Source organism: Pseudomonas sp. GW821-FHT02A11, assembly GCF_059421985.1.
Window position 1 is genome coordinate 463,250 of record NZ_JBWKWB010000003.1, and the last position, 13,374, is coordinate 476,623.

General features: G+C 53.4%; 10 protein-coding genes and 1 pseudogene. 6 read left to right on the forward strand and 5 right to left on the reverse strand.

What is annotated here, in order from left to right; genetic code table 11:
• Positions 1–494 precede the first annotated feature (494 nt).
• Genes AC07V9_RS07490 through AC07V9_RS07500 form a run of 3 tightly spaced genes read right to left on the reverse strand, consistent with a single transcriptional unit; the run spans position 495 to position 3,187 of the window.
• Positions 495–1,646, reverse strand: a complete 1,152-nt coding sequence (locus tag AC07V9_RS07490; protein WP_495015094.1) for a hypothetical protein — start codon at positions 1,644–1,646, stop codon at positions 495–497.
• A gap of 2 nt (positions 1,647–1,648) precedes the next feature.
• Positions 1,649–2,188 carry a tetratricopeptide repeat protein gene (locus AC07V9_RS07495; RefSeq protein WP_495015095.1) on the reverse strand — a complete coding sequence of 180 codons (540 nt, stop codon included), beginning with the start codon at positions 2,186–2,188 and terminating at the stop codon, positions 1,649–1,651.
• A 9-nt stretch (positions 2,189–2,197) separates the two neighbouring features.
• Positions 2,198–3,187 carry a DNA replication terminus site-binding protein gene (locus AC07V9_RS07500; RefSeq protein WP_495015096.1) on the reverse strand — a complete coding sequence of 330 codons (990 nt, stop codon included), beginning with the start codon at positions 3,185–3,187 and terminating at the stop codon, positions 2,198–2,200.
• 130 nt (positions 3,188–3,317) lie between these two features.
• Here AC07V9_RS07500 and AC07V9_RS07505 point away from each other — a divergent pair, with 130 nt between their 5' ends.
• The 3 genes from AC07V9_RS07505 to AC07V9_RS07515 all read left to right on the forward strand — a co-directional run bounded on the left by AC07V9_RS07505 (position 3,318) and on the right by AC07V9_RS07515 (position 6,765).
• Positions 3,318–4,967 (forward strand): hypothetical protein, encoded by a 1,650-nt coding sequence (locus tag AC07V9_RS07505; RefSeq protein ID WP_495015097.1) that lies wholly within the window; start codon positions 3,318–3,320, stop codon positions 4,965–4,967.
• Positions 4,936–5,568, forward strand: a complete 633-nt coding sequence (locus AC07V9_RS07510) for a DUF922 domain-containing protein (protein WP_495015098.1) — start codon at positions 4,936–4,938, stop codon at positions 5,566–5,568. The genes AC07V9_RS07505 and AC07V9_RS07510 overlap by 32 nt, the downstream gene beginning before the upstream one ends.
• 81 nt (positions 5,569–5,649) lie before the next feature.
• The gene (locus AC07V9_RS07515) at positions 5,650–6,765 is read left to right on the forward strand and encodes an endonuclease/exonuclease/phosphatase family protein (protein ID WP_495015099.1); all 1,116 of its coding nucleotides are present in this window, start codon (positions 5,650–5,652) and stop codon (positions 6,763–6,765) included.
• A 568-nt stretch (positions 6,766–7,333) separates the two neighbouring features.
• Here AC07V9_RS07515 and AC07V9_RS07520 read toward each other — a convergent pair.
• Entirely contained in the window at positions 7,334–7,984 is a 651-nt protein-coding gene (locus tag AC07V9_RS07520; RefSeq protein WP_495015100.1) for a helix-turn-helix domain-containing protein, read from the reverse strand.
• A gap of 208 nt (positions 7,985–8,192) precedes the next feature.
• On the opposite strand from AC07V9_RS07520, the gene AC07V9_RS07525 reads away from it, so the two are divergent.
• Entirely contained in the window at positions 8,193–10,595 is a 2,403-nt protein-coding gene (locus tag AC07V9_RS07525) for a UvrD-helicase domain-containing protein (protein WP_495015101.1), read from the forward strand.
• A gap of 68 nt (positions 10,596–10,663) precedes the next feature.
• Positions 10,664–12,202, forward strand: coding sequence for a sensor domain-containing diguanylate cyclase (locus tag AC07V9_RS07530; protein ID WP_495015102.1), 1,539 nt, complete (start codon positions 10,664–10,666; stop codon positions 12,200–12,202).
• Here AC07V9_RS07530 and AC07V9_RS07535 read toward each other — a convergent pair.
• Complete coding sequence (locus AC07V9_RS07535; RefSeq protein ID WP_495015103.1) at positions 12,181–12,561, reverse strand: hypothetical protein; 381 nt, start codon at positions 12,559–12,561, stop codon at positions 12,181–12,183. The genes AC07V9_RS07530 and AC07V9_RS07535 overlap by 22 nt on opposite strands.
• Positions 12,562–12,696: 135 nt before the next feature.
• On the opposite strand from AC07V9_RS07535, the pseudogene AC07V9_RS07540 reads away from it, so the two are divergent.
• Positions 12,697–13,374, forward strand: a pseudogene (locus AC07V9_RS07540) (site-specific DNA-methyltransferase); the annotation flags it as partial.

Genomic DNA, 13,374 nt, shown 5'->3' on the forward strand with positions numbered 1-13,374 from the left:
TTCTCATGGACGGGCCTTGAATAAGTCGAGGAAGAGCAGCGGCACCCATAGGCATTTGGATGTAGAAGGGGGTGACTTAGGAGTTAGGAGGTCTAAAGCCTATGCTTTCCTCAAAAGCTTGCCGTGTGAAACCGGCGGGGGGTGAACCCCATTGCGCACATTCTGTAGTAACCAGCGTGTCTTGGGAAGGTTAAGTCAATTAAAATTCTCTGAATTGACAAAGAATTCCAACGCTGTCCTAGTCAAAAACGGATCTCTCCAAGCACGCAGTGCTCTATCTCACGGTTATCAGACTGCTCATCCGCAGATCGGTTCCGCTGGATCCAAAAAATCTCGCAAAATCAATGTCATCGGATATTCGATAGCGTCTGAGCCGTCGCATTTTGGTCGTGCAATATAGCGGGGGAATGTGGATAGGTAATGTCAGCACCGTAGAGATTTTGAAACAGAATGTTGCCCTTACGGTGCTGAACGGATGTTGAATGGTTTGAAGGTTAGCCCAGGGCTGGCTTACCGAAGATCCGTTTGAAGAGAGTCGCGCCTTGAGGTTGGGTCTCCGGTACGAGTTGCACGATGCTGTAGATGACACCCGTGGAGTTGGAGTGATAAGCCAGCTGGAGGTTGTTGTTCTTCTTACCCACGAATGGCGAGGAAGCTGCCAGCGACTCATCCATCTGCTTGTTTCCGGTTACAGTCATGGTCCGCTCGAAGCCAAAAATCGCGCGCGACTCAAATTTATCCCATAGGCCAGGATCGGGATGAGCAATCGTTACGACCACGTTGATGTTTGCGGACTTCGCGAGCTTCATGCCAGCGCTTAGCGACTCTTCATCCCGTGCCAGTGGGACCCGATCGATGATAAGAGTTCGTCCCCGGGTACCGCTATCACTCAGTGCTGAGTAATGAGCTGCGACCAACTCCTCAAGCGTGTATAGGCGGTCTGGCACAATAGATACTGCCAGGTGGTGGCCTGGGTTCTTCTGACGTTCTCCAAGAATGTATGAACTGTGATCCTCGCTCAGTGCCTTTCGAAAAACGCTATGGCCCCTGCTGTATCGGTTTAGGTAGTCATCACCTTCCGGATTGGCCCGAACCACTGCAACCTGAAGATCATCCAGCCGGTTCAGGCAGATTTCCTGATCGATCCACTGAGAAATCTGTTGAGGCTCGTTATGGATGATTAGGGTGTTGCCCGAATAGTCCCGGCCGAGCAGGTACTGAGACGGAGGGATGAAACCCGTTCGCGCTTTGAAGCGTGCCATCTCCTCCGCGCTCTGGGAGGTCGGATCGATCTTGTCCTGCCTGGCATAATTTTTCAGCGCGTCAAAGCTGGAGAAGCCCCACATCGTCGCGATCAAAGTGCCTTGCGGATGCCCTTTTCGTATGTCCAGGAGCGAGTGCTGCAAAGGATCCATATTCATGGCCATCCGAAGAAACTCCATCATCTGAAGGCTGCGATCTGGGATGGCCTTGATCTCCTCTGGTGACTTGATCACCTGCAGACCATTGATGGGCTCCACCAGTTGATCGGTGTTCAGATTCAGCTTGGAGTAGCCGTATGCGCGCGCCACGATGGCATTCGCTTCATCAGCGCTGATCCCCAGTGCTTTCTGATCGACAAGGCGCTGCCACTGTTCTTTGTACATGCTTAGGAGTCCAGCAGATTGGTGATTGGCTGATGACGTTCAACAAAGCCTACATATGCGGAGTAAAGCGACTGGTCAGACTCTTCAGTCAGCGAGTTGGCCAGAAGCCGGTAAGCCCGGCGCAGATCAGGTTTGATATCGGTAATTCCGTGCTCAACGATTTTCACCAACTCAAGAGTTGCTTTTACATAACCAGCAGATGCCGCTCGCTCCAGAAACTGGATACCTTTTGCAGTATCCGCGCCTTGGCGCTGCTTGAGTACGTGCGACATGCCATAGGTGAACAACGCATCGTTGGATGCTGGCTTTGCAACGCAGGCAAGACGAAGCCAGTGGTCTGCCCTGGTGGAATCAGCATCAACACCAATGCCTTGATTGAGGCATCGAGCGACCTGGAACATGGCCTTCCCATCTCCATTTTCTGCCAGCTCGAGCATGTCCCGATATGCATTGGCTCGGCTGCGCTCGTCCGAAGAACGCAGATCCTGGGTCAGGCCGGCGAGGCGCAAAGTGGTGCTTTGTTCGGTGGTCTGAATTTTCAATGGTTCGCCTTATTTCTTTCTGGCGCGTTTGCGCGTCTGGGCATCAGGGTCGTCTTTTAACGGGCCAAATTTTCTGTGCTTTTCTTCGTACCGATACAGGTCCATTGATTCAATATACGGGGCATCTTCAAGCAGGACGATCCCGGTCTGTTTGCGGGCCGAATCACTTGGGACAAAGCTGGGTAGCGGCTTGATTTGTGGAGGCACCCGCCACGCGTCGATGTCGTATACGAATGGAACCGAGCAAATGATTGGCTTGATCTTTGAGTCACCGTTTCGCACTCGTGCGCGAACGTGTGGCTGAACAATTCGGCTGATCGCAACATGCTCAGTTGGTTCGAGTTTCCCCAGCAATTCGATAGCAACCAGGAGCTTTCGCTCAACCGATCCTTCCGGTGCGCTTTCCATTGTGGGGCGTGTTTGGTGGTGTTCGTTCAGCAGCTTCTCCCACGTATCGAGCAGCTCACTAACCATATGCCGGGTCCCCGAAGACCCTGTATCGTCCCAATAAAAATTGATTCGCCGTGGAGCGCTAAGCACGTTTGTCAGTCTCAGGACTTGCTTTGACGCAATGCCCTTGTCTTCACCTTTGAATTTGGCCCAAACAAGTCTTCGGTCGTTGGTCTGTTCAATAGTGCTAATGACGGCATTGAGCTCGGAGCGAATCGCGTTCGTCTCCAAAATCTTCTCAATCGCCAGCTTAGGCAGCGCGATGACCCCCGGGACTCTCAAGGTCTCCCTCGGATGCTGACCTTCCTTCGCCCAAGTCTCGGTTAGAGCCTCAAAAGCTGCATCAATGGCTTCATCACCTTCTAGAACCCTGACTTCAATCGGATCCTTGTGCACCGCGTCCTCGGGGCGGAATCCCATCGCGAACATAGCATCAACACGCACATGACCTCTGGAGGCGCGCAGCACCTCAAGCAGGATTTCCAGCTCATGCTGGAGGCGTTGGATCATCGCTATTGCTTCGCTGCTGGCGCTGAGATGAAGTGACATTCGCTTGTCCGCTCCGGGATCTGGAGTATTACTTTAACGGGTAGAAGAATTTCGACTACCGGTTTTGAATTTGGGATTGATTATGGCCCGAGTAAACTCAGACCCATAACCAAAACGGGGTATCCAAATTTTGTCGCTCGCATCCGCCTTTGATACTGCAAAAAACCTTGGTGCTCTTACAGAGGCCTGGTTGCGTCATGTCCGAGCGATCCTCAAGGAAAAGCAAACTGACATCGGTATAAAGCTCCAGGTCGATAACGCTGCCTCCGTGGTCGCGCCTGCCGCTTTGGTCGCTAGAGTGGTACGAGATTCGGGCTTATCCCTAAACGAACGCATCATTCGAGTCTTGCTTCTTGGAACAGATCCTCTCATCAGATTTGATAAATCGCGATGGGCTAGCCTAGCGGGAGATTTCTTAGGGAACCCTGGTCGCGTCGAAGTAATCCTGACCGCAGACGAGGAAGCAAATTCCGATTTCGCCAAGCTTGCCGAGGCAATGGATCTGCCGGCGTGCGCTGTGCTCTCCCACCCGGCCGCGATAGCTGGGGAGGGCCAAGTCGATTTAGTGATCTGGGTGCATCCCGCTACAGAGACCCTTGATGAAGATGAGGCGCTGAATATGAGTACTGCGCTTGCCATGGTGGGCGAGCGTAATGTCCCGACCTACACTGCATCCTTCAATGAATTGGACCTGTACGCACAGAATTACCTTATCCACGATAAGGCCTGGCAGCTGACCCCATTGGGAGGCTCAATCACCCGTGGGGCTGCGTCAATCAACAAATTCGGTATAGCCACTGCTGACTTAGGGTTGGAGGGGGGGTGGGCAGCGATTCTGGCTAAGCTCGAACCGATCGAGCCGAACATCCCGGCGGTGGATATTGCGACGGTTCGGACCGCGATGCGATTAGTCTGTGCGGAAGGGGCTCTGCACAGTTCTTGGAGTTTGGGTCAGCGGGTTAACGGCGTGGCATTCAACAAGATTATCCCTGTCGGCCTGCTGGGCAATCTCGCGGTCGATCCGCAAACGGGCCATGTGTTTCAGCATGAAGAAGATTCAAAAGAACTGCGAATAGTTGGCCATCTGTGGTCGACGATGCTGAATGCCATGCCTGCGGACAAGCGGGAACTTCTGCTTTGGGCCTCTACGGTCAAATTGGCTTTTCTCGTTGATTTGCCGAAAGAGGACGCCCGACGGAAGGAAGCCATCGACACGTTAGAGCAAGGTTTTTCCGAGGGTGTCATGGCAGCTGGGGTCGCCCTTGCGCGATGCTTTGAGAAATCAAAGGCAGAGGGGAGTGCGGCTAAATCCAAGGAGTGGTACGAGCTCGTTGGTGACCGTCATCCTATGAGCGCATACAACCTTGCCTATTCTTGCCTTGATGCGGGTGACCAAGCTGGTGCGGAGGCTTATCTCAGAATTGCCTCCAAGTATGAATACCCGGTTGCAGTGACTGATTTGGGCAAGCTCCTTTGCACCACCAACAAAGAGGTGGAGGGGCTTAAGTTCCTGGAGCAATCAGCCGCACTGAAAGACTCAGAAGCGAATTATGAATTGGGTGAGCTATCTGCCAAAGCTGGGCACCTTCAGGAAGCGCTGGAGTACCTGCGCCAGGCTTGGAGCTACGGACACTCCGAGGCGTCTGCTTTAGCAGCACAGGTTGCGGAATACATGCTTGAGCAGGGCATTGGAAAGCGTTCGCTGGTGAAGCGGGAGATCAGGGAGATTGCTGCTTACCAGAAAAAACTTGATCGCCGACTGGTTAACGATGCTGTGTAATCCCATTCTGCCAGGAGCATTTGCCCGGATTGTCATTGGAGCGATCGCCTCCTTCGCGCCATTGGTTGCAAACAGCTCGAACGCCCCCATTGTCGATTCTCGGCTAGAAACCTATCAAGTCGAGGGTGAAACGATTGCCGAGATTCAGAGATCGATAGCAGCTAATGCGCCCAGCAGGAATGGTGACTCATATTACGCGGGCGTCACTGTGTGGAGCCTTTCAGCAACCTACGATTTGATCCCAGCGCAGCAGGGATGTCTTCTTGATAACGGCAATGTGTACCTCACCATTCGTGTGCATCTTCCAATCCTCGTTGGTGAGCCGGCATCCTCCGGAGTCGGACGGGAGTGGAGACGGTTCTACAATAGCCTCGCAGCTCATGAGGCACTGCATTCCCAGAACGCATATCGGGCCGCAACGACCCTACTTGGAAAGATCAATGGCACCCACACTGATGTTCCTTGCTCCAGGGCCAAGGTGATTGCAGAGAGTGCTACCCAGACGCTGATAGAGCGCATATCTGCATACGACAAAGACTTAGATCTTCAGACCGGGCATGGAGCATCCCAAGGGGCTTATCTGAATCCAAATATCAGATAGGTTCAGCTTCGCAGCCCGGTCCATTAAGGTCATCGAGCCAGAAACAACATCACAATTACCCAGATTAGATGGAGATGAAGCGTGAAACGGAAATTAGCTCTGTCAGTATTCCTGGTGATGGCCACCGCCATCTCTAGTGTGGCAGTCGCCGCCCAGGCTCGGGTTGGTACATGGAACACAATGCGCCTTGGCAACGGAGATTCCAAAAACTACGACTCGCTCGCTGCAGTTGCTGCCAGCATTGACGTATTGGCGGTTCAAGAGGTCATGAACGACGAAGGAATTCAGTCCTTCAAGGCCGCGCTGGAAAAACGTACCCGCGAATCTTGGAGTAGCCTCTGCTCTAGTCCCACGGGTAGCCGGGCCTACAAGGAGCAATATTGTTTTCTCTCTCGTGACTCGGCCGTCAAATATGAAGACGGCGCAGTGAGTTACTTAGACAAGAAACGAATTTTCATGCGGGAGCCATATAGTGCCCGCTTCAAATCAGTCACTGATGGCAAAACATTCGTACTAGGTACTGTCCACATCGTGTATGGGCAGAGCGCTGCGGATCGGACCCCCGAGCTGCAGGAATTGGGAAATTACTGGACCTGGTTGGAACAGGTCTACCCAGGGGAACCGATAATGTTGATGGGTGATTTCAACATGCAGCCCAGCGATGAGGCTTTTGCATCGCTACGAACCCATGCCGTTCCGATGGTCACAGATGGCGCTAGCACGCTTTCAAACCGCGATGGCCGATTCGCCAATCTATATGACAATGTCTGGGTAAACTCCAGCGCTCGCTCGATGATCTCAGGTGTCGGTATCGTCAATTACCCAGTGATGTTGGGAATTGGGCATGAAAAAGCCCGGCAAGCGGTCAGTGATCATGCCCCAGTTTTCTTCCAGCTCGGCCGAGTACAGCTTGCCTCAAGTGTGCAGATGGCTTACCCGCAAGGCCAGAGCCAGCAGGTAAAGCCGGTCGCCGCCGGGCCCGCTCAGAACGACAGCGTGTTCTCCGCGCCTCAAAAGCCCATCTCCACAGCAGCCCTCAGTGGTGCGCCCATACATGGCAATCGAAACTCCCACGTCTTTCATCTATCGGCGGGGTGCCCTTCGTACGACAAAATCGCCCCACAAAATATCGTCATCTTCTCCAATGAAGAAGAGGCAGTTGCGAATGGCTACCACAAGGCTGGTAATTGCCGGTGAGTGATTTGGCTGAAGGAGAAGGCAGCACGGTCCTCTGTGAGTTTTCGATGGGGAGGTTTACTGTCTCCCTCAGGTCAGGAGGAAACAGAGGCTTAGCGATCGTGGCTGCTGTTGAAAAGTTTTCGCATGCGGAATCTTTTTCAAGGGAAGCCTCGCCTAGTGAGACGGTTTTCACTGAGCTTCGATCATTCCTTCAGCGCGCTTCGATTGCTTATCACGACGGGCTGGCCGGCCGGCTCAGCCCAGGTTGGTATTGGGTTAGGTACAGCGGGCTGTTCGATACAAAAGATTGCCCCGCTGAGTGGTCAGGCTTCCATTGGGGGTCAGCATCTTTCGCTGGACTCCCTTATTCCGCGGTCAGCGTTCTGGATGCACTGCCTGAACCCATGCTGTTTGTGCCAGACGTTCAAACCCCATTGGAGGATATGAAGAGTCAACTGAAGCTCGGGCACCAGCTGATTGTTGGATGTTTATTCCAGAACATTCCCGTCACATAGGCTTCAATCGCGATCGAGCTGCTCCAAAAATAGGCCTCTCAATTCACCCGCGAGGAGGGGACCTCTCTATCTCAAATGCTGGCGCTGGTATGAACCAGCGTCTGACGACCTTGAATGCTAATCAACCCATCATCGGAGAGTTCTTTCATGACCTTTCCAACCATCTCTCTAGTGCATCCCACCATCGCCGCGATTTCTACTCGAGTGTTCTTGAGTAAATAGCCTTGCGGGTGGGACTTAGCATCAGGCAGGCCGCAGAGTTCTACCAGGGCGCTCGATACCCGGCCACGGACATCGAAGAATGCGAAATGGCCTACCTTGCGGGCTGACCTAAGACCAGTTCGTGTCAGTTCTCGACAAATGGCAAACATCGCCACCGGATTGTCCTCAATAGCCAAGGACAGTTGGTTTGCAGTCAGGACGTAAGCAGTGCAGTCAGTTTTTGCAACGACATACATTTCGATCTGGGAGTTGGGTTCGGTTTCAATGCTGCCAAAGACATCGCCAGGGATGAGGTGAGTCACGTTCAGCTCGTTCACATGATTCTGATCTGAGACCTGCAGTGCCGCTGTTCCTTTGTCCAGCAGAAAGACTCTAGGCTCTTCGGAATCGAACCGAATAATGGTTGCCCCCCGCTCAAACCTTTGAGTGATACCCGACTCTTTGAAAAGCTCCTTTACGCAGGCGCTCGAGTGAGACCCGTTGTGGCCGGGTTGTGTCATTGGTTGCTCCGTCTTGTATTGATCCATGGCTAACCACGGAGAGTGACGGGACAATATCCATAAATTCTTGTATGAGCTATCCAAAATGATGGCTCAGAATTCGGATGTAATGATGGCTCAGAATTCCGATGTGGGGTTTTGGATAGCTTTGTGCAACGTCCGACGACAGTATTGCATCCCATATGTGCTCCGACAGGATGGGATAACAGTGACTCAGGCTCAGGACCTCTTTGATTTGGATGATCTACCAATCCCCCAGCGGCTTGCAGCACAGGCTTTGGGCTATGGCTTGGATTGTTTGAGCGCACGCCATCATCCGTCCTGGGAGGCAGGCATGCGGGCGGGGATTGCAAAAGCTACGCAGTCGTCCGAACTAAAGATCGCAGATCCTGTAGTTGTGAAGCTGACGCTTGGCTACATCGAGACGGATCAACAGAGCACACGTAAAGACACCAGTGTATTTGGCGGTGAACGCATTCAGTTGCCGGCGGAAGCACGTTCGGCCATGCGTGATGCGTGCTCTAGAAATCTCAACCAGCGAGAGCAGCCTACCGGGGAGCAGTGGAAAATTATCCTGTCGACCACTCAGTCCTCGTTGATGACTGGTGCAGCCGGCACCGGGAAGACTCGCACTTTGTTGTTCAGAGCACTATTCCTAAATCAGTTTTGCCAGGTTCCTCTTAACCAAATTCAAATCCTGACGTTCAGCAAAGAGGCGAGGCTGGAGCTTGCGGTTGAAATGCAGGAGCTGTTCAAACGTTTCAGTCTTGATCTGCCGATTGAGGATTGCCTTGCAGTTGTTAAAACACCGCGATCGAGCTTGCTCTCGCATGTGCGTTCACTTCCGGATCTCTCATCGGTAATACCGTTTGAGGTCTACGGGCTATCTCAGGGCGATATCAGCTCGCTTGCGGATGGACGGCCCTACGAAGCCGGTCTCACTGCTCAACAGCGTGAGGAGATGACCAAGTGTTTGAACCTGCTCTACCGAACTAACAAGCGTTTTGCCGAGATGTACTTGGCATTATGGTCTGCATCCTTACGCCTGCAGACATTGGAAGTGGACTCTCCTGAGGTCGTCAAACGAGCCCCTCTTGGGTGGAAGCTCAGTGAATACGATACTGAGCTCTGTGACGTCGTCGAGCGACTCTGGAGATCTGCGAAGGCCTGGCCGATTGCTGGGATTACTGCCGGCCGGAAGACATTCACGCTACGCGGTCGTACCTACAGTACGCATGGCTTCATTCCCCAACTGGGGTTGTATGTTGTTCTAGGTTTCGATCGGAGTGAAGGCCCAACCCTAACCCGCGGGCCAAGTGCAAAGGTAGAGCTGTACAAGGAGGTTGCCATCAAGCGCACCTTGCTGCAGGCCTATTTTCAGGATGGGCTTCTACACCTGGACTCCTATCAGGACGCTGCCGTGCTGGGGGAAGCGCTACGGCTGATAACAAATTCAGCCCCGCCGTTTAGCTATGCGCTGAAAGGGGAGAGTGCAGCTGTTGCACTGCTCGACTCATTCAACTCCACGGCAACCCTCCTTGACTCCCTGGGACTCGAAATCTCAAGTCTCCCAGGCAGAATGAATTTTTTGCCCGATGATTCCGACTCCACCTACTTCGAGGTGCTGAGTGTTTATTGGCAGGCTTTGGAGCGTCATTTGCTCGCACTACCAAAGCCTGTGATCCCTTTTGGTCGGCTTTTTTCCGCCTTTGCCGGAGATAAGAAATCGGCTATCCGCCATGTCCCAAATACGGTGCTGGACCAATGTCGTCACTTGCTCATTGACGGTTCCGAAGATCAACCAGTCCCCGTGACAGCGTGGGTTAAGTCGTTGTTAACAGAAATTCGTCGACGGGACATTGCTCGCGGAATCGGTGAAGGGCAAACCTCTCTCGTTGTGGCCGGCGATTCAAATCAATGGTCCTTCGGCAGCTATGGTGCCTCGCCTCGGCTTTTGACTGAGTTTGATGATCACTTTCAAACCCAAACTGCGGCGACGAAAGTCGCCCTCAGCGAAACGTTCCGGTCGCCTCAGTCCTTGATCGACGCTGCATTCAACATTGTGCAAAATCTGAATTCGGGACACTCCCGAGCACCCAAATCTGTTACACGTGCGGCAAGTGCCGACCGTACGGTAAAGATAATGGGGGATCATCCATCCGAACTTGAGCAGCTGTGTGACGTTGCAGCAGCGGCCAATCAGAAAATTCTCGTGCTGATCGTTGGGGAGTCGGACAAGGAGTGGGTCGATGCTGCGATTGGCGATCGGATAAGGCAGGACCGGTCAACCGGTGGAAAAGGAATTCGAGTTCGCTCATTTCACAAGGCCAAGGCACTTGAGGCTGATGTGGTCGTACTCGTTGGGGATCCGGCGGCTGGCATCTCCTCATGGTACCGAAATCAGTTGTTCAAGCTGGCGGGTTTCAGTTCAGGCGGGGATCTGACCCCTGGCGACACAGTCCTCAAAGGAGAAGCGCTGAGACTCACTCACGTAGCGATCACCAGGGCAAGGCTCGGGTGCTACTGGTTCCCCAATCGCCCCGACAGCGATGGCAAGACGGCTAGTACAATGGTCAGCCTACTTCCAGGGCTGTTCGAGGATCGGCGCTGACAAATCTGTTCCAGCGTCCCTTTTCATTATCAACAAGCGCGAGCAATTGCTCCAAGAAGTCGAGTTTCATGTTTAAAGCAGAGAGTCGAGCACGCAGCTCGCGGATCAAGCAGGCCAGGCGAATGGTTGTCGTGATGACCCTGTTCGTGTGCACTGCTCTCATAGTGCTGACCGAATGGCACGTTCGCTGGGATCGGTCGGAGGCCCTCCGTCAACATACCCTCGAGATGGAAACCCTTGCCAAAGCATTGAACGGGCAGGCTGACTCCACGATTCGAGAAGCCCATACAGTGCTGACCGGGCTCGTAACCAACCTGCAGTGCGGCGTAAAGTCAGATGAGCGTTTGAAAGAACTGGACCGAATTGCCCGCGCGCAGCTGCCATTGCTGGGCGAGGTAGATGGTTTCTACATCTCTGATGCCGCAGGGCACTATCTCGTTAATACCCGTGTTTTTGACCCTGCCATGAATAACTCCGATCGAGAGTATTTCCAATTTCACCGTGATAACGCGAACCCTGACCTGTACATCGGCAAGCCACTTCAGAGCAAGACTTCTGGCCAATGGATAATTACGCTATCAATGCGCATTTCCGGGCCCCGCAACGAATTTGAAGGGGTGGCCCTGGCCACGCTAAATGTTCAAAGGTTGGTATCTCTCTACAGTGGCTTGCGACTTGGTGATGAAGGCGTCATAACCCTTGCGAAGCGGGATGGTACGGTGCTGGCGCGATCCCAGGTCTCGGCCAAGGCGTTCGAGGTCAACCTTGCCAAGAGTCCGATGCTCAAGATGGTCAACGATGGCGTTTCCAGCGGAAGCATCACATTGAACGCCATGATTGACGGTGTGCGTCGAATTTATGGATTCAACGCAAGCGCAGATTATCCGATTCTTGTGGCAGTAGCCGTCTCGCAAGACTCAGCGCTAGCGGCCTGGGTCAAGCGGTCCTACGCGATCTACGCGTTCGCCGGCATGGTGTTTCTGGCCATGGTAGGGTTTGCCGTAGCCATCATCCGCGCGTTGAATGGCCAGGCTCGTATCGTATTGAGCCTTCAGCGCACCCATGAGTCTTTGGAAGAGGCAAATCGGGCGCTTGAGGTAATGGCTGCGGAGGACTCCCTTACTGGGCTGGCGAATCGGCGGCGCATGGATCAGGTCTTTGAAACTGCGTTCTATAAAGCCGCCGGCGCAGGAGAAAACCTAGCCTTCGTATTACTGGATGTTGATTACTTCAAAGCGTTTAACGACTCATACGGCCATCCTGCGGGAGATAAAGCCCTTATTGCCTTGGCGGATGTGATGCGCTCCGTGACACGTAAGAACATTGATCTCGCGGCTAGGTATGGCGGTGAGGAAATGGCACTGGTTCTACCCGGCGCGGACGCCGTTGCGGCGCGCCGTATCGCGGAGAAGGTACGATTTGAATTGGAGAGTCTAAATCTCCCTCATGCTCAATCACCCATAGGGCGCCTGACCATCAGCTTGGGAGTCAGCGCTGGGGCTCCTGGCCGGAGCTTCATCTCACCTTTCGAGATGATTGCAGCTGCGGACCAAGCTTTGTACGCAGCCAAAGAGCGCGGGCGCAATCAGATCGAGATGGCAGCTTGAGTCTGAAAGTCTGCGGTGCTCATAAGCATGAGAGCCCGCAGCCCAGCGGGAATTGTAATTACCCGGATTTGCTCGCCTGAATAGACCGCTTCGGTTTCGGAAGCTTTGAACACTCCGTGAGGAATCCATGGATGATTCCCAAGCCAGCGCCGTACCTGATAGTCGATGATCCAGCCATCAATTTCGACCCATATGTGTGGGTGCACAGCCTTTCCTCTGAGTGTTAGGTGTCCGGCCATGAGGTTGGGCGAGTAGCCAGCTTCTACCAAAGTAGAGGCGACGATCCGAGAAAAGCCGTCACATTCAAGCTCGGCATTCTGGATAGGATCGAAAAGGGCAGTCAGGTATTCGCGATTCATATTCATGTCTCTGGTTGTGCCGTCACTCTAAGCACCTTCAATTCGTGCCGCCACCATCAATGATGATACAGGCCGGTTCTGGCACATCGTCTAACAGCTGACACTACCTGCATCTACCGTACAGCAGGTGCTCTTATGAAGTCGTTCAAATCAAAAGCCCCTTCCCCGAGCCAAGGTGAGCTATTCGGCATCGAACAGATTGCAGCCGTCTACAAAGCTAGGCCAGACGCAGCTATCGACAACGCCACTTTGTACGGGTTGGTCGCACAACGGGCCGGCCTGCCAAAGGGTGCGCTGGATCAGCGTGTGCCGGTAGGACAGTCCGGACAACGCCACAGCCTCGAGCGGCGGGCTATTCGCTGGAAACAGCAGGATCTTCGAAGAGCAGGAATTCTTGAGCGGGTACCAGGAGAGCGCGGCTTTTGGCGTCTTACTGAGAACGCGAAGCGAGATCTGAACATGGCAAAGCCTGGTGTCAAGGTCATTGCATTCAGCACCGACCTGGGTGTGGCGATTTTCGGATCAAGTGGAGACATTTTTAGCAGTCTGAACATTCCGATAATGGTTTGTCTGACTTCGCCTCCGTTCCCTTTGCAGCGTGAACGGCGCTATGGAAATCCATGCCAAAAAGAGATAGTCAAATTCATCATGGAGACACTCGAACCGATCATCGAAAGATTGGATGAACGAGGGAGCCTCGCCTTGAATCTGAGCAACGATATCTTCATGGCCGGTAGCCCTGCGCGCTCAACCTATATCGAACGGCTGGTGATCGCTTTGGAGGATGCGGGGCTGTCCTTGATCGAACGCTTG